Below are 14,956 nucleotides of genomic sequence, written 5' to 3'. Positions count from 1 at the left end.
CTACATCGCGAACACGCGGCGCAGCGTCTGCGCGTGCAGCGCCCGGTTCTCTTGGGACACAACCCAATCCGGAACCAGCGCATCGAAGCCGTTGAAAGTCGCGGCAATAACGTGCAGCTCGGTGTGAACGTAGGCGTGTAGCAGCCTGTTGGCATAGTCGATCGCCTCGTCACGGCATGGGTCGATCTCGGAGCAGCTGATAAACGTGGGCGGCAGGCCCTCCAGGTTCGCCCGATGCGCCGGAACGTGTTGACCGTTGGCGCCGGCTTGACTGAGGTAGTGGTTCCACGCCCGGCTCACCGCGGGACCGTTGAGCCCCGGCGTGCGCTGGAATTCGCGCCGCGATTGGGTGGCGTCGGAGTCCAGCATCGGCTGATGCAGGATCTGCACCAGGATCTGCGGACCTTCGTCGTCGAACATGCGCTGGGTCAGGCCCGCGACCAGTGCGGCGCCGGCGTCGCGGCCCATCACCGCGATCCGGCCGACATCCACGTTCAGCTCGGTGCAGTTGCGGATGGCGTAGTAAAAGCCCGCCTCGACGTCGTCCAATGCCGCCGGGCAGGGGTTTTCCGGCGCCAGCCGGTAGTCGACCGAGACCACCAGGCATCCGGCGTCCCTGGCCAGCTCAACGCATTGCGCGTGATCGGTGTCGAGGTTTCCGGTCACGAAGCCTCCGCCGTGGGCATAGAGGACCAGGGGTGTGCCCGAAGCGTCTTGCGAGGGGCCCCGATATAAGCGGAGGTTGAGCTGCTGGCCTCCCGGCCCGGGGATGGATCGCGATTCGATGGTCACTCCGTCGGTGCCGACTGCAGCGGCACGCTTTGCGGCCAGCAAATTGGCGTGTTCCCGCTCGGCAGAAAGCGTCTCGGCCTGGAATTCGACGATGCCCACATCGATCGCGGCCTCGCGCAGCACCGGGTCGATGCGGTTAAGACCTTGCGGCCGCGTCAGATCCGTTTGTGTCATACCCTCTCAACTTCCGTCCGGGAAACCCTCTTCAAGGTAGACCTGCGATTCCATGTGGTGAAAGATGCGGTACCCGTCGCCGCGAGGAGTGAGTAGCCAGGTGATCCAGCTGGTGCCGGTGTGCGCGATATCGGATTCTTCTCCGGTGAAGCTCCATCGGCTCAGCAGCACGCAGCGAACAATGCCGCCGGCGAGTTCCTCGGCGCACCACAGCCGCGATGACATCGATGCCCGCTTCAAGCGGCCGGCCAGCCGGGCCCAATGCCTGTCGAGTGCGTCGGCGCCGATCAGCGGCGTCGCGTACTCGTCGCCGATGTACATCGGCCGCGGATCGTCACGCTCCCAGAGGTCGGCGACGCCGGCGATATCCAGCGCCGCCCATTTCGCGTCGTATTCGCCGATCAGAGCGCTCAACTTGGCGGTCAGATCGGCCATCGCTCACCGTTCCCCGGGCAACGCCTTGACGGTTGCGGGTAGCCCGTAGAGCGCGGTCGCGTTACCGCGCATGATCCGCTCGCGCTGGTCGGCGGGGAACCGGTTGATGGCGTAGGTCGGAGCGTCGTAGCTCCAGTGCGGGTAGTCGGTCGAGAACATGAGATTGTCGCCGAGGTCCATCATCTGCAGGTACTCGCGAAACTGCACGGTGTCGGTGTCCTCGAGCGGCTGCGTGGTGAACCGGACGTGTTCGCGCACATACTCCGAGGGGCGGCGACGCACATGCGGCAGGTCGCCGCGGCGGGCTTCCCAAATCCTGTCCATCCGCGACATCACCGGCATCGCCCAGGTGAAGCCGCCCTCAACGAAGACCACCCGGAGGTCGGGATGGCGATCGAACGCACCGTCGAACACCAGGCTCATCAGGTGCGAGACGTACAGCAGCGGCCAGGACGCGAAGAAGTCATGCCAGTGCGCGGGGTTGCCTACCGGGTACAACGGAATCAACTCGAAGGGCGTCTGACCCATCAGGTGCGTGGCCACCGGGAATCCGTTGCGCGAGGCGGCCTCGTAGAGCGGGTCGAAATGCGGGTTGCCGAAAGGGATTCCACGCGTCTGCGGGGTCATCAGCACCTGTGCCATGTACGGATGCCCGGCCCACCGCTCGACTTCGCGGGCCGCCTGCTCGGGCGTTTGCGCGCTGACGCTGATCGACCCGCGCCACCGGCCATGCCAGTTGTATTTGTCGAGCCAGACGTCGGCGAGCCAGTCGTTGTGGGTCGACTTCAGCACATGCTCGGCCTGCGGCAGCTGCGCGTCACACATCGGCTCCAGCGTCGCGATGCTGACGCCGGCGTCGAGCAGCAACTGCTTGGCGGCGAAATCCGGGTCGCTGCCGGCGACTCCGCCGTCGGGCGGGGCCGCGTCGAGGCGCAGCGACATCGTCTTGTACGAGTCCGGCGTGTCGTAGAAGTGCGGCACGGGGCTGACGGCATTTCCCGTCGGCCAGATCTTGTCCACCCATTCGGCCGGGGCGTAGGACTTGAGCACCTCGGCGGAGACGGGTAGCGGGTGCACATCGGTGTCGACGATGGTGACCGCGATTTCGTCCTCCTGACCCGTTGGTGAGTCGACTCGCTCGATCGTTGTCATCACACACGCTCCTTGATCCCGTAGAGCTCACTGGCGTTCCGCCACAACACCTTGTCGCGTTGCGCATCGTCGAGTCCCTCGGCCATCGCGTCCGGCGACGAGGTGGACCAGTGCGGATAGCTCGACCCGTACATCAGCAGGTCGGACTTGCCGCTGAACTCCATCCAGCGCTGCATCGCGCCGGTGTCGACCGGTCCGTCGAACGCCGACGAGCAGAACCGGACATGGCCGGGCAGGTACTCGCTGGGATAGCGGTCCACCCACGGTGTTTGGTCCCGCATCGACAACCAGAAGGTGTCCAGTCGCCACATCAACGGGGTGAGGATGTCGTAACCGCCGTCGGCGAACACGAATTTCAGGCTCGGGTGCCGGCCGAACACGCCCTCGACGATGAGGGTTGCCAGGTGCACGAAGTAGTTCAGCGGCATGAAGGCCGCATATCCCGGGTAGGTGTGCGCGTGGCCGGCGAACGTGGGCGGATGGTCGACGCCGTTGCCGCCGTTGATGTGCACCGCGACCGGCAGGCCGTGGGCGGCCGCGGCCTCCCAGATGGGCTCGAACATCGGTTTGCCGTACGGCTCGCGCGACTGCATCGGAACGCCGACCTGCACCAGCTTGGGATGCGCAGCGAGGCGCTCGATCTCGGCGACCGCGCCCTTCGGGTCCTCGGGGTTGACGCGGATGGTGCCACGGAAGCGGCCGGTGGTGTCGGGTTCCAGCCACCGGTCCAGCAGCCAGTCGTTGACCGCGGCGCAGATCCTGCTGTTGAGCAGGTAATCCGCGATGTTTCCGCGGGTCAGCGGGTTCAGGATCGCGTAGTCCACGCCGTTTGAGGACAAATGGCGGCCGACGGTGTCGGGATCCGACCCCGGGTAGTTCTCTCCGTAGAGGTCTTGGCGGTAATCGCCGCCCGGCGCCTGGTACCACTGCTGCTCGACATCGGGGATCGCCCGCAGCTTGTGGGCATCGGGGAGATAGCGCCGGATCTCGGCGTTGTAGCGGAAGTGCGGCTGCACATTGGTATCTATGACGTTGGGGCTCATGCTGTCAGGTACACCTCACCGTCGGTGACGTCGACTTCGTAGGTGCGGACGCGGCGTCGCGGATCGGCGACGTTTTGGCCCGTCGTGACATCGAATTCCCAGTTGTGCCAAGGGCATCGAACGATGTGGCCGTCCCGCACCCGGCGCATCCGATCGGGCGATTCCGGAGCCGACTCGTTGGTGCCGCCGATCAGGCCCAGGCACAGCGGCGCACCCTCGTGCGAGCAATAGTTCACGATCGCGTACAGGGCACCGCGCACGTTGTATACGCCCACGCCGAACTTCCCGACGTCAACCAGTTTCATGCCGCCGGGTGGCAGCTCGTCGAGGAAGCACACGAAACGCCGCGTGGGCACCTGCTGAATCTCCGCCTTCTTGACACCAGGGTCAATACTGTGCCCATTACGGTAACTACTACAAGACCGTTGGGCTTCGTTGCTATTTATACTATGATAGCGATATTCCCTTCGATACAAACCCGCCATACCGGCTGTTCAGGAGGAGCGCGGATGACGCTCAGCACCGACCCGGGCGGCCAGCCCGTCACTCTCGACCTCACCGGCGAAACCAGCCCGTATCCGTTCTTCGAGTACATGAGGCGCACCGACCCGGTCTGGCATGGTGCCCTGGCGGACCACTCCCAAATGCCGGAGGAGATGCGCCCGCCCGACGAATGGGTCCTGTTCGGTTACGACGACCTGTTCCAGGCGTTCCGCGACGACCGCATTTTCAGCTCGCACAAGTACGACGAGACCATCGGTTTGGTGATGGGCCACACCATCCTGGCGATGGGCGGCAAGGAACATCACGACCACCGCAACCTGGTGGCCAAGGCGTTTCGCGCCACCGCGCTGGAGCGCTGGGAGCCTTCGGTCATCGGGCCGGTCTGCGATCGGCTGGTCGACGAAATCAAGAACGATGGTCACGCCGACCTGGTGAAGGCGGTGACCTTCGAATTTCCGACGCGGATCATCTCCACACTGCTCGGACTCCCCCGCGAGGATCTCGACCTCTTCCGGCGACTGTCGCTGGACCTCATCTCGATCCCCACCGACATCGAGGCGGGGCTCAACGCGGCGACCGAGCTGCATGGCTACTTCCTCAACCAGGTCGAACAGCGGCGGCGCAAACTCACCGACGACATCATCGGCGATCTGGTCGCCGCTGAAATCGACGGCGAGAAGCTCAGCGACGAGGCGATCATCGCGTTCCTGCGCCTGCTGTTGCCCGCCGGACTCGAGACCACCTATCGCTCGTCGGGCAACCTGCTGTACCTATTGCTGACGCATCCCGAGCAGTTGGCGATGGTCTCCCGGGACCGATCACTGATTCCGAGCGCGATCGAAGAGGGCCTGCGGTTCGAAACCCCGTTGACCATGGTGATGCGGACGACGACCGAGGAAGTCGAAATCGGTGGCAAGACAATCCCATCCGGAGCGCAGATCGACATGTGCATGGGCTCGGCCAACCGCGACGACAGCCGCTGGACCGATCCGAACACGTTCGACATTCAGCGGCCCCGCCAGGCACACATCGCGTTCGCCGGCGGCATCCACATGTGCCTCGGCATGCATCTGGCGCGCCTGGAAACGCGGGTCATGTTGAACAGCCTCTTCGACCGGGTCAAGGATTTGGCGTTTGTGCCCGACGACGGAACCGGCGAGGAGTCGAAAATCGTCGGGCTCACCTTCCGGTCGCCCAACAAGCTTCCGGTCACGTTCAGCCCGGCCGCATGAGAAGCCGCGCGGCTATCCTCCACGATGTCGGAGGGCCCTGGTCTGTCGAGGAATTCGAGCTTGATCCGCCGAAAGCGGGCGAAGTTCTGGTCGAGATGGCCGCCGCCGGGTTGTGCCATTCCGACGACCACATCCTCAAGGGCGACATGTCGGCGCCCAACGAGGTGATGCGATCCCTCGGGCTGCCCACCATGTTCCCGATGATCGGCGGCCACGAGGGTTCCGGCATCGTGCGTGAAGTCGGCGAGGGCGTCACCGGCGTGGTGCCCGGCGACCACGTGGTGATGTCGTTCGTCGCCGTGTGCGGACAGTGCCGCTGGTGCGCGACCGGGATGGAGTACATCTGCGACGTCGGCATCGGCACCATGATTCCGGGAATGCCCACCGATGGCACCTTCCGGCATCACACCGCCGACGGCCGAAATCTGGGCCACATCGCCAAGGTCGGTGCGTTCGCGGAACACACTGTTGTATCGACGAATTCGCTCGTGAAGATCGAGCCGGACCTGCCGCTGGCGCCGAGCGCGCTGCTGTCGTGCGCGATCCCGACCGGCTACGGTTCAGTCGCGAACCGCTCCAACATGCGCGCTGGGGACACCGTCGTCGTGATCGGCGTCGGCGGGATCGGCACGGGAGCGATCCAGGGCGCCCGGATTAACGGCGCCGCGCAGATCGTCGCCGTCGATCCCGTTGAGTTCAAACAGAAGTCGGCGTTGCAGTTCGGCGCGACCCACAGCGTCGCGACGGTCGATGAGGCGCTCGACCTGGTGCGCGGCCTGACGTACGGGGTGATGGCCGACGCGGTGGTGGTCTCACCGTCCTTGATCACCCCCGACGACGTGCGCGACGCGGTGAAGCTAACCCGCAAGGGCGGGACCTGTGTGCTCACCGGGATGACCTCGCAGTTGACTCGGTCGGTCAACATCGATCTGCAGGACTTCATCCTGATGAACAAGACGTTGGCGGGCACCATATTCGGCTCCTGCAACCCGAAGTCGGACGTCGCCCGGCTGGCCACGCTCTACCAAACCGGGCAACTGCAACTCGACGAGATGATCACCAGGCGCTATCGCCTCGACGACATCAACGACGCCTACGACGACCTGCTCAACGGCAAGATCGTCCGGGGCATCATCGATTACGGGATCAGCTAGTCCTTGCGGCCCATCGCCCGCTGGGCTTGACCGTAGGCGTCGATGGGGCTGTGCAGCGCCAAGCCGCCATCGGCGTGCACGATTTGGCCGGTCACCCAGGGCAATTCGAGAACGCCCACGATGGCGCCGGCCACGTCGCCCGCGTCACCCACGCCGCCCAGGGCGGTCCGCTCGGTCAGTCCCTCCACCCAGCCGGGAAGCTGTTCGGGTTTCGCCAGCATCGGCGTCCGGGTGACACCAGGCCCGACGGCGTTCACCCGGATGCCGTGCACACCCCATTCCACGGCGGCGACCTTCACCAGCATGTCCACGCCCGCTTTGGACACGCAGTAGGCGCCCATGTCGCGGTCGGCGAGGGTGCCGCTGATGCTCGAGACCGCGACGATCGAGCCACCCACGCCGGCGTCGACCATGGCCCGTGCCCCGGCCCGGATGGTCAGCCAGGTGCCGGTGAGGTTGACCGCCAACACCCGCTCCCATTCCGCGGGCGGCTGTTCGAGCAGCATGCCCGACGCGCCGATCCCTGCGCAGGTCACGACCCGGGTGGGCACGCCGTGGCTGCGCACGGTTTGTTCCATCGCGGTCGATACGGCTTCGGGATCGCTGACATCGCAAGCGATGTCGCCGCCGGACAGGTCCCACACCACGACCCCGTGACCGGCCTCGCGCAGCCGCGCTGCAACCTCGCGACCGATCCCCGACCCACCGCCGGTCACCAGGGCGATCGGGGCGGTCACGGCGCGACCCCCAGTTTGGCCAGGGTGCGGTCCCACAACTCGCGCTCGAGCTGGGGATCATAAGCCGCACGATTGGCCTTCGCGATCTTGCGCTTCACGTAGTACTCGCCAGACGTCCAATCGACGCCGGGCCTGCTCGACGCGAACCAGACCAGCTGGTCGGCTCCCTGGTCCGCGGTGAGCGTAAATCGGGCGCTTATCGGCACGCGGTACTTCATGAACGTGAGAAACCGTGACCCCGATGCCTCGCCGAAATTCGAGTTGACGAAGCCGGGGTGAAACGTCGCGGTCGACAACCCGCTGGCATGGTATCGCCGATGTAACTCCATGGTGAACAACACAATTGCCAGTTTGCTCAAGGCATACGCGACGCTGGGTCGGCGTCCTGCCGTGCTGTCCAGGTCGGAGATCCTGACTCGCGGAAGCAGCCGCTGTGACGAGCTCGTCGTGTTGATGACGGAGGCACGCGACTCAACGAGCACCTCCACCAACTGCGTGGTGAGCAGAAACGGCGCCAGGTAATTGACCTGGAACGTTATCTCGTGCCCATCAACCGTGTTGTGGACGTCGGTGAACATGCCTCCGGCGTTGTTGGCCAACACGTCGATGCGCGGGTATTGGGAACGAATCTTGTCCGCCAGCGCCCGAACCTGGGACAGGTCGGAAAAGTCGGCCACGAAATAGTCGGCATCCAATTCGGCGGCCACCGCGGCGGTCTTGCTTTCCGAGCGCCCCACCACGATGACGTTCTCGCCGCCACTGTGCAGCCGACGGGCCGCCGCGGCACCGATGCCGTCGCTGGCACCCGTGATGAGAATCGTCCTGCGCGCCATTGCCTGGTCCTCCACGGGGAGTCTAGCGAGCGCGATCTAAGCGGACCGCTCAGCGGCCGCAGCCCGATTCAGGCCAACGAGTAGCGCACCGGCAAATGCTTGAGGCCACCGACAAATGTTGTCGCGACCAGCTCCGGATCACCGGTCAGCTCAATGGATTTGAGCCTCGGCACCAGCTCGGAGAAGAAGCTGTTGACCTCCATGCGAGCCAGGGCGGCGCCCATACAGAAGTGCACGCCATAGCCGAAGGCCAGGTGCTTGTTGGGGTCACGCCCGACGTCGAAGCGGAACGGGTCGTCGAAGACATCCTCGTCGCGATTCGCCGACACGTACGACAGCAGCACGGACTCGCCCGCTCCGATGGGCACCCCGCGCACGACGGTGTCCTCCGCGGCGGTGCGCATGAACTCCTTCACCGGGGTGACCCAGCGGATCATCTCCTCGGTGGCCAGTGGCATCAAGTCGAGGTTGTCGCCCAGCCGCTCGCGCTGGTCCGGGTTCTCGATGAGTGCCTGCATGCCACCGGAGATGGTGGCGCTGGTGGTGTCGTGTCCCGCAGTGGCGACGATGAGGTAGTACGACACGGTGTCGATGTCGGACAACGGCTCGCCGTCGACGCGGGCGTTGGCGATCGCCGACGCGAGGTCCTCGGTCGGGTGCTCGCGGCGTGCCGCGGTCACGCCGTTGAAGTATTCGAACATGTCCATCAACGCCGGCAGCTGGTCCTCGTTGGTGCTGCCGCGCTTGAACTCCGAGTCATCGCTGCCGAACAGCTCCTGGGTCAGCTTGAGCATGCGGGGAAAGTCGGCCTCCGGCAGCCCCAGCAACGACATGATCACGTAGAGCGGGTAATTGACCGCCACCTGCTGCACAAAGTCGCACTCGGGGCTCGACGCCATCATCTTGTCGACATAGATCTTGGCCAGTTCGTCGACGCGAACCTTCAACGCCCGCATGGCCTTTGGACGAAACCAATCGGAACCGATCGCGCGCACCACCCGGTGCTGCGGGTCGTCCAGGTGGATCAGCGTGCGCACCCCCGCCGCGGCCTGCATCTCGTCGCCTTCCGCGGTCGTCAGGACCGGGCGTGGCCAGTTGGTGAAGAGCATGTTCTCGCGCTCGATGTCCATGATGTCGGCGTGCTTGGTGATCGCCCAGAACGGCCGGTAGTTCGGCACGTCGACCCAGGACACCGGCGCGTTCGCCCGCAGGTGAGTCAGCGCCGCGTGCAGCCGCGCCTCGTCGGTGTACGCCAGCGGATCCGTTAGCAGCTTGGCGGCGTCATCCATCGTGGGCGTGCTCACTGGCGAAACTCCTTCAGTGCGGTGGCAATACAGTCCGGAGAGGCTTTGAAAAATATCGGCAGGACGCGGTCGACCACGCCCTCGCAACGACTTCGGAGCGCGGCGCCAACCGTGTCCACCGGGCCGACGACCGCGAACGCACCGAGCATTTCGTCGTCGATGAGCGAACCCATGGCGTCCCATTCGCCTTCCTTGGAGAGGCGGTTCAGGTCGGCGTGCAGGTCGCCCCAACCGTGCACGTCGAGCACTGTGCGGTACGCCGGTGTGGATCCGTAGAACGCGATCTGCTTGCGCGCGGCGGTCATCGCCGCCGCCAGCTCGGCGTCATTGTCGCCCGTCGCGACCATGACTTCGGATGACACCTCGAAGCCACTGCCGTCCCGGCCGGAGCGCTGCATGCCTCGCCGCAGCGCCGGCAGCGTCACCTCTTCGAGGTAGCGCTTCGAGACCATCGGGTGACCGAGGTGGCCGTCGGCGACCTCGCCGCACATTTCGGTCATGGTCTCGCCGACGGCGGCGAGGAAGACCTTCGGCGGCGGGTGGGGGTGCGGCTCGGGGGTGAACATCGGGGTCATGATCTTGTGCGTGTAGAAGTCGCCCTCGAAGCGCAGCTTGGTGCCGTCCTTCCAGGCGGACCAGATCGCGCGCAGCGCGGAAACGAATTCGCGCATCCGGCGCGCCGGGTGACTCCACGGCATGCTGAACCGCTTCTCGATGTGGGGCTGGATCTGGGTGCCCAGCCCAAGGATGAATCGACCCTTCGAGTACGCCTGCAGGTCCCAACCGACATTGGCGACGATCATCGGATTGCGCGCGAACGCCACCGCGATGTTGGTGCCGAGCTGGAGGCGCGACGTGTGTTCGGCGGCAAGCAGCAGCGGCAGAAACGGGTCATGACTGGTTTCGGCGGTCCAGCCCCCGTCATATCCCTGCTGCTCGAGCGCGGCGGCCGCCTCGGCCACCACCGCCAGTCGATTGGGGATGCCCCCGTCGATCTTGAGGCGGGTGGCTTCAGCCATGCGGGTAACTTTACAGTAAGCAATCCAGTATGTGACCCTGCAAGTTCCAACTAGGCGATCGCAGCCGCACGAGGTAGGACAGAAGCATGACGAAAGCCCAGGACTGGGGTGAGACGCTGCAGGATCTCGGCCGCCGCCGCCAGCGCGCATTGGCCATGGGCGGGCCGGAGCGCCTCGACAAGCACCGCGGCAAGGGCAAGCTCGACGCCCGCGCGCGGATCGAGCGGCTGCTCGACGCGGGCACGTTCCGCGAGCTCGGCACGCTCGTTGGCGGTGAGGTCGCGGCCGACGCGCTCGTCGTGGGCTCCGGCGCGATCAACGGCACGCCGGTAATGCTGGGCGCCGAGGACTTCACCACGATGGCCGGCAGCATCGGTCCCGGAGGCAACTCCAAGCGATACCGCATCGCCGAACTGGCGCTGCGCGACAAGATTCCGCTGGTGATGCTGCTCGAGGGCGCGGGCTTTCGTCCCACCGGCGGGCACTACGGACGCAGCCCGACCGACCTGCTCGCCCAGGCGCAGTGCTCGGGTCGCGTTCCGACCGTAGCGGCGGTGCTCGGCCCGTCGGCCGGGCACGGCGCGCTGGTGGCCCCGGTGTGCGACTTCCGGATCATGAGCGCCCAGGGCGCGATCTTTACGGCCGGGCCGCCGGTCGTCAAAGAGTCGACGGGAGAAGACATCTCGAAGGAGGACCTCGGTGGACCGGACGTCGCTCTGCCCAGCGGGGTGATCCACAACGTCGCCGAGGACGACGAAGCCGTGCTCGACGATATCCGGCGCTACCTGTCGTACTTCCCGCCGAGCGCGTGGTCCTACCCGTCGCCGCTGCCCGCCTCCGAGACCAGCGAGCCGCGGCAGACGCCGGAGCTGCTCGACATCGTCTCCCGCGACAACCGCCGCGTGTACGACATGCGCGCCGTGCTCGACGTGATCTTCGACCGGCCGGACTGGTTCGAGGTCCAGCCGCAGTTCGGCAAGGCGATCATCTGCGCGCTGGCCCACCTCGGCGGTCATCCGGTCGCGGTGGTGGCCAACCAGCCCCAGGTGCTCGCCGGCTCCATCGACGCCGCCGCCGCGGACAAGGCGGCGCATTTCATCATGGTGGCCGACTCATTCCATCTGCCGATCGTTTTCCTCGCCGACAACCCCGGGATGCTGCCCGGCAGTCGGTCCGAGCGCAGCGGTGTGCTGCGTGCCGGGGCCCGAATGTTCGCGGCGCAGACGGCGGCCACCACCTTGAAGCTGCACCTCACGCTGCGCAAGGCGTACGGATTCGGTTCCATGGTCATGTCGCTGCTGGGGTTCGACCACCAGGTCGCGACCTTCGCCTATCCCGGCGCGACGATGGGCGCCATGAGCGCGGCGGCGCTGAGCAGGGCGTCGCACGCCGGCGAGGACCTGTCGGAAAAGCTGCGGAACGCCGAGTTGCAGGCGTCGTATCGGTCGGCCGAGGGCATGGGATTCGACGAACTCATCGACCCTCGCGAGACCCGTGACGCGTTGCTCGCATCCCTGCTGCGGGGCCTGTCCAGCCGCCAGGCCGCCGCCGAACCGGTGACCCGAACCGTCATCATGCCCTGAGGCGATACGCCGTGACGACGGGTTCGAGCTCGTCGGGCGTCGCCCCGTGCAGGATCACCGCGTCGGCCCCGTAGTCGAATTCCTTGCGGATGCGGTCCACACACTGGTCCGCAGACCCGGTAGCCGACGGTTCCAGCCATTCGTCGGGTATCAGCGTCGCGATGTGCTCGATCTGCTCGGGCGTGGCCTTGTGATCGATCCCGCCCGCGATCGACGTCACCACCGCGTCTTCCCGAAACCGTTGCAGCACAGCGGGATCCCACTTATTGGTCTGCACCAACAGGTCGCCGTAGCCCTGCAGATAGGTGGCCAGGCGCGCGACGGTCTTCTTCAGCCGCAACCGCTCGGGAAGGTGGTCGCCGATCGTCGCGAAACACGACCACACCCGGACGCTGTCGGGATCGCGGCCCGCCTTCTCCGCGGCCGACTTCACCGTTTTCACGCAGCGCTGCACCGTCTCCGGGGTGAAGTAGGTGTGCAAGATGACGTCGTCGAATACCCGGCCGCCGAGCGCGAGCGTCTGGGGCCCGAAGGCAACCAACGCCAGGCGAATGTCTTCGTTGAAGTCCGGATCCAGAAACAGGATTGGGTACTTGCCCATCGGGCCGTCGTGGTTGAAGATCATCTCCCCATGCCAGAGCCGGCGCATGACCTGGGCCCAGTCCTCCATCTGCGCGGTCGTGACCGCGGGAATGCCGAATGCTCCATAGATCGCGGCGATGCCGCGGCCGATGCCCAGGGTGAAACGGCCAGCCGAAAGCCGGTGCATGGTGGTGGCCCACGATCCGGTGATCAGCGGATGACGGGTGTTGTGATTGGTTGCGGCCGTGGCGATCTGCATCCGGTTGGTCACCGCGCACGCGGCGCCGACGAGCGACGAGGCCTCCTTGACGTTCCAGCGCTCGGAGATGAACGCGGTGCCGAAGCCCAGTTCCTCACCGCGGCGCGCCTCGTCCATCAAGGTCGCCGGTCCCTCGCCGCCGGCCCCGGCCAGCAGGTAGTAGCCCAATTCGTCCAGCGGGCGATCGCTCAATTCCAAACCCCTTGCTTGTAGCCGCAATTCCAGACCTCGACGATCTTGCCGTCGACGATGCGGAACACCTCGATGCTGGCGACGTTGGTATTGGTCCCGTCCTTGGTGGTCATCGTCGAGTCGTAGACGATCGCGACGTGCTCACCGTCGTCGCCGGCGACCAGGATGTTCAAATCGAAGCGCAAGCTGTCGAACAACTCCCAGAGGTCCTTGACGCGATTGACCGCCTGCTCGCGGGTCAGGGTGTGCGCCTCCCCCACCTCGTGCCGAATCACGGTGTCGGCGAACAACTCCTCGGCCAGCGTCAGGTTGCGTTGGTTCCACACCACGAGGTTGTAGAGCTCGACCACTTCGCGGGCGGTCCGAACGAGTGCCATCAGCCGGTGGCCGCGTCGTCGGCGATCCCGCGCAGGAATCGCTCGGTGACCCGCTGCACGCGCCGGGAGAACACGTGGCCGACGTGGCCGCCGTCGTACCAGTACAGCTCCCCACCCCAGCGTTCCTGCAACGCAATCGCGGGTTCGCGCATCGCCATCCGGTCGTGCCACGCCCCGACGATGAGCCGGCGGTGCGGAGGCGGGGCGGGATCCACCGCGAGCGGGTCGACCACCGATGCCAGCTTCGCGATCTCCGGGGACCCCAAGAGCTCCCGGAACCCGTTACGCGACGGCCCCCACCGCGCCAGGTGTCGCGCGATCATCGCGTTGAGCCCCAGGATCGGGGTGTACAGCGCCACCGCGTCGATCTGCCTCTCCAGGTGGGAAACCAGCGCCGCGACCGGCGTGCCCATCGAAATCCCCGCCACCACAACGGCGGTGGCTTGTGGCTGCACCCATCGAACGACGGCGCGCACCTCTGAGACCGCGCGCATCATGCCGGCGACGTTGCCCAGCGGATCCATGTCCGGGTAGGCGGGCCATTCGCGGCGGCGGCACCCGTGGCCGGGCTGTACCGGCATCGCGACGTTAAATCCCAGCCCGTGATGTATCCGGCCGATTCGAGACAACAACAGGTCTTCCGTGCCGCCCTGGCCGGCGCCGTGCACCCATACCAGCCATGGCCTCGGGCCGTCGCGGTGCCGGCACAGGTGCACCGCCGCCCGCGCCGGACCACCCAGGCCCTCGGCTTCCAGAGTGCTGGGCAGCGCCGGGTCGTGCTCGAACATCATCCGCGCGTAGGCCAGCCCCGCGATGCGCCGCCGCCGTAACGACGTCACCCGCAACGGTTTTGGGTCGGCGTGCGCACGGTCGATGCCCAGCTCCGACAGCTCCTCGGCCGCCGCGGAGCACGAACTCAGCGGCCGCAGCGGACCGGGGACCCCGCCCAGCAGCGAGAAGCCGCTCAGCACAAGCTCGTCCAGCATGACCTCGCCGAACTGACGCACGCCGCGCCGCGACACCGGGACCCAGCCCGTCGACTCGTTGAGACCTGACACCGTCCTCGGCAGCACCATGCCCAGCTCGCGCGCGGCGAGGCCCAAACCGCTCAATGCCTTAGCCACCGCCATCACTGAGCTTCAGGATGGTTCGGGTCAGATGCAGGGTCTTGATCAGCCAGTTGCCGTCCCGCTTCTCGTACGTCTCGCGATAGTGGCCGGCCCCATGCAACTCGTGGCCGTCGCCGAAGACGATCCAATCTTCCATCGCCCAGATTCCGGTCGCGGTGGTGTCCGAGGTGAGGGTGATCTCCGGGGTGTGGCAGTGATGCATGGTGGCCGCGTTCTCGAGCCCGCCCAGCACCATCGGGACGAAGTTGTCGACACCCTCCAGTGGCGGCGCCGTCTTGGGATCGGCCCCACCAGTAGAGACCGCCATATCCAGGTACACCACCACGTCGGTCGTGAATACGCCGCGCCAGCCCTCGACATCTTTGGCGTCCAGGAACCGGCAGTAGCGCGCCTTGAGTTGCCGGATCGCTTCGAGCTCGTCAGCCGCTGTCGTCATTTCGCTCCTTGCCGCGCA

Annotated in this window: 16 protein-coding genes; 3 read left to right on the top strand and 13 right to left on the bottom strand. The window is 66.1% G+C overall.

All coding sequences use genetic code 11. The features are described 5' to 3' along the window. From A5745_RS19855 to A5745_RS19835, 5 genes are read right to left on the bottom strand one after another with little or no spacing between them, the layout of a single operon-like run. A complete protein-coding gene (locus A5745_RS19855; protein WP_076118289.1) occupies positions 1-966 on the bottom strand; it encodes an alpha/beta hydrolase in 966 nt (321 codons plus the stop codon). Between the two features lie 6 nt (positions 967-972). Next, positions 973-1,401, bottom strand: coding sequence for a hypothetical protein (locus tag A5745_RS19850; RefSeq protein ID WP_076060419.1), 429 nt, complete (start codon positions 1,399-1,401; stop codon positions 973-975). Between the two features lie 3 nt (positions 1,402-1,404). Then, positions 1,405-2,553: an amidohydrolase family protein gene (locus tag A5745_RS19845; RefSeq protein WP_076118287.1), complete on the bottom strand. Its 1,149-nt coding sequence runs from the start codon at positions 2,551-2,553 to the stop codon at positions 1,405-1,407. Next, positions 2,553-3,596 (bottom strand): amidohydrolase family protein, encoded by a 1,044-nt coding sequence (locus A5745_RS19840; protein WP_076060416.1) that lies wholly within the window; start codon positions 3,594-3,596, stop codon positions 2,553-2,555. The genes A5745_RS19845 and A5745_RS19840 overlap by 1 nt, the downstream gene beginning before the upstream one ends. Beyond that, positions 3,593-3,952, bottom strand: coding sequence for a Rieske (2Fe-2S) protein (locus tag A5745_RS19835; protein ID WP_076118285.1), 360 nt, complete (start codon positions 3,950-3,952; stop codon positions 3,593-3,595). Before A5745_RS19835 ends, A5745_RS19840 begins: the two co-directional genes overlap by 4 nt. 153 nt (positions 3,953-4,105) lie before the next feature. Between A5745_RS19835 and A5745_RS19830 the strand changes: the two genes are divergently transcribed. Continuing rightward, on the top strand, positions 4,106-5,332 hold the full coding sequence (locus A5745_RS19830; protein ID WP_076060412.1) for a cytochrome P450: 1,227 nt from the start codon (positions 4,106-4,108) through the stop codon (positions 5,330-5,332). Continuing rightward, positions 5,329-6,486, top strand: coding sequence for a Zn-dependent alcohol dehydrogenase (locus tag A5745_RS19825; RefSeq protein ID WP_076118283.1), 1,158 nt, complete (start codon positions 5,329-5,331; stop codon positions 6,484-6,486). Before A5745_RS19830 ends, A5745_RS19825 begins: the two co-directional genes overlap by 4 nt. Here the strand turns inward: A5745_RS19825 and A5745_RS19820 are convergent. The 4 genes from A5745_RS19820 to A5745_RS19805 all read right to left on the bottom strand — a co-directional run bounded on the left by A5745_RS19820 (position 6,483) and on the right by A5745_RS19805 (position 10,379). Then, positions 6,483-7,223: an SDR family NAD(P)-dependent oxidoreductase gene (locus A5745_RS19820; RefSeq protein WP_076118281.1), complete on the bottom strand. Its 741-nt coding sequence runs from the start codon at positions 7,221-7,223 to the stop codon at positions 6,483-6,485. The genes A5745_RS19825 and A5745_RS19820 overlap by 4 nt on opposite strands. Further along, positions 7,220-8,056: an SDR family NAD(P)-dependent oxidoreductase gene (locus A5745_RS19815; protein ID WP_076118340.1), complete on the bottom strand. Its 837-nt coding sequence runs from the start codon at positions 8,054-8,056 to the stop codon at positions 7,220-7,222. Before A5745_RS19815 ends, A5745_RS19820 begins: the two co-directional genes overlap by 4 nt. A 68-nt stretch (positions 8,057-8,124) precedes the next feature. Continuing rightward, the gene (locus A5745_RS19810; RefSeq protein ID WP_076118338.1) at positions 8,125-9,345 is read right to left on the bottom strand and encodes a cytochrome P450; all 1,221 of its coding nucleotides are present in this window, start codon (positions 9,343-9,345) and stop codon (positions 8,125-8,127) included. A gap of 11 nt (positions 9,346-9,356) precedes the next feature. Continuing rightward, positions 9,357-10,379 (bottom strand): LLM class F420-dependent oxidoreductase, encoded by a 1,023-nt coding sequence (locus A5745_RS19805; RefSeq protein WP_076060405.1) that lies wholly within the window; start codon positions 10,377-10,379, stop codon positions 9,357-9,359. 86 nt (positions 10,380-10,465) lie between these two features. On the opposite strand from A5745_RS19805, the gene A5745_RS19800 reads away from it, so the two are divergent. Beyond that, positions 10,466-11,962 carry an acyl-CoA carboxylase subunit beta gene (locus A5745_RS19800; RefSeq protein WP_076118279.1) on the top strand — a complete coding sequence of 499 codons (1,497 nt, stop codon included), beginning with the start codon at positions 10,466-10,468 and terminating at the stop codon, positions 11,960-11,962. Here A5745_RS19800 and A5745_RS19795 read toward each other — a convergent pair. Genes A5745_RS19795 through A5745_RS19780 form a run of 4 tightly spaced genes read right to left on the bottom strand, consistent with a single transcriptional unit; the run spans position 11,952 to position 14,938 of the window. Next, the gene (locus tag A5745_RS19795; protein WP_076118336.1) at positions 11,952-12,995 is read right to left on the bottom strand and encodes a TIGR03857 family LLM class F420-dependent oxidoreductase; all 1,044 of its coding nucleotides are present in this window, start codon (positions 12,993-12,995) and stop codon (positions 11,952-11,954) included. The two genes, A5745_RS19800 and A5745_RS19795, sit on opposite strands and share 11 nt — an antisense overlap. Beyond that, the gene (locus A5745_RS19790) at positions 12,992-13,372 is read right to left on the bottom strand and encodes an ester cyclase (protein WP_076060401.1); all 381 of its coding nucleotides are present in this window, start codon (positions 13,370-13,372) and stop codon (positions 12,992-12,994) included. The genes A5745_RS19795 and A5745_RS19790 overlap by 4 nt, the downstream gene beginning before the upstream one ends. After that, a complete protein-coding gene (locus tag A5745_RS19785; RefSeq protein WP_083662998.1) occupies positions 13,372-14,496 on the bottom strand; it encodes a PHB depolymerase family esterase in 1,125 nt (374 codons plus the stop codon). The genes A5745_RS19790 and A5745_RS19785 overlap by 1 nt, the downstream gene beginning before the upstream one ends. Next, on the bottom strand, positions 14,489-14,938 hold the full coding sequence (locus tag A5745_RS19780; protein ID WP_076118274.1) for a nuclear transport factor 2 family protein: 450 nt from the start codon (positions 14,936-14,938) through the stop codon (positions 14,489-14,491). The genes A5745_RS19785 and A5745_RS19780 overlap by 8 nt, the downstream gene beginning before the upstream one ends. Positions 14,939-14,956: the final 18 nt, after the last annotated feature.

The sequence above is a fragment of the Mycobacterium sp. IS-2888 genome, from assembly GCF_001954215.1.
Lineage (GTDB): Bacteria > Actinomycetota > Actinomycetes > Mycobacteriales > Mycobacteriaceae > Mycobacterium.
Note: the sequence above shows the minus strand (reverse complement) of the source record. Positions and strands in the feature narration are given on the sequence as shown.

Bases quoted from the DNA above. Each gene is read 5' to 3' on its own strand.
- A5745_RS19780 (WP_076118274.1), bottom strand. From the start codon at position 14,938: ATGACGACAGCGGCTGACGAGCTCGAAGCGATCCGGCAACTCAAGGCG.
- A5745_RS19815 (WP_076118340.1), bottom strand. From the start codon at position 8,056: ATGGCGCGCAGGACGATTCTCATCACGGGTGCCAGCGACGGCATCGGT.
- A5745_RS19825 (WP_076118283.1), top strand. From the start codon at position 5,329: ATGAGAAGCCGCGCGGCTATCCTCCACGATGTCGGAGGGCCCTGGTCT.
- A5745_RS19810 (WP_076118338.1), bottom strand. From the start codon at position 9,345: ATGGATGACGCCGCCAAGCTGCTAACGGATCCGCTGGCGTACACCGAC.
- A5745_RS19845 (WP_076118287.1), bottom strand. From the start codon at position 2,553: ATGACAACGATCGAGCGAGTCGACTCACCAACGGGTCAGGAGGACGAA.
- A5745_RS19790 (WP_076060401.1), bottom strand. From the start codon at position 13,372: ATGGCACTCGTTCGGACCGCCCGCGAAGTGGTCGAGCTCTACAACCTC.
- A5745_RS19855 (WP_076118289.1), bottom strand. From the start codon at position 966: ATGACACAAACGGATCTGACGCGGCCGCAAGGTCTTAACCGCATCGAC.
- A5745_RS19850 (WP_076060419.1), bottom strand. From the start codon at position 1,401: ATGGCCGATCTGACCGCCAAGTTGAGCGCTCTGATCGGCGAATACGAC.
- A5745_RS19840 (WP_076060416.1), bottom strand. From the start codon at position 3,596: ATGAGCCCCAACGTCATAGATACCAATGTGCAGCCGCACTTCCGCTAC.
- A5745_RS19805 (WP_076060405.1), bottom strand. From the start codon at position 10,379: ATGGCTGAAGCCACCCGCCTCAAGATCGACGGGGGCATCCCCAATCGA.
- A5745_RS19830 (WP_076060412.1), top strand. From the start codon at position 4,106: ATGACGCTCAGCACCGACCCGGGCGGCCAGCCCGTCACTCTCGACCTC.
- A5745_RS19800 (WP_076118279.1), top strand. From the start codon at position 10,466: ATGACGAAAGCCCAGGACTGGGGTGAGACGCTGCAGGATCTCGGCCGC.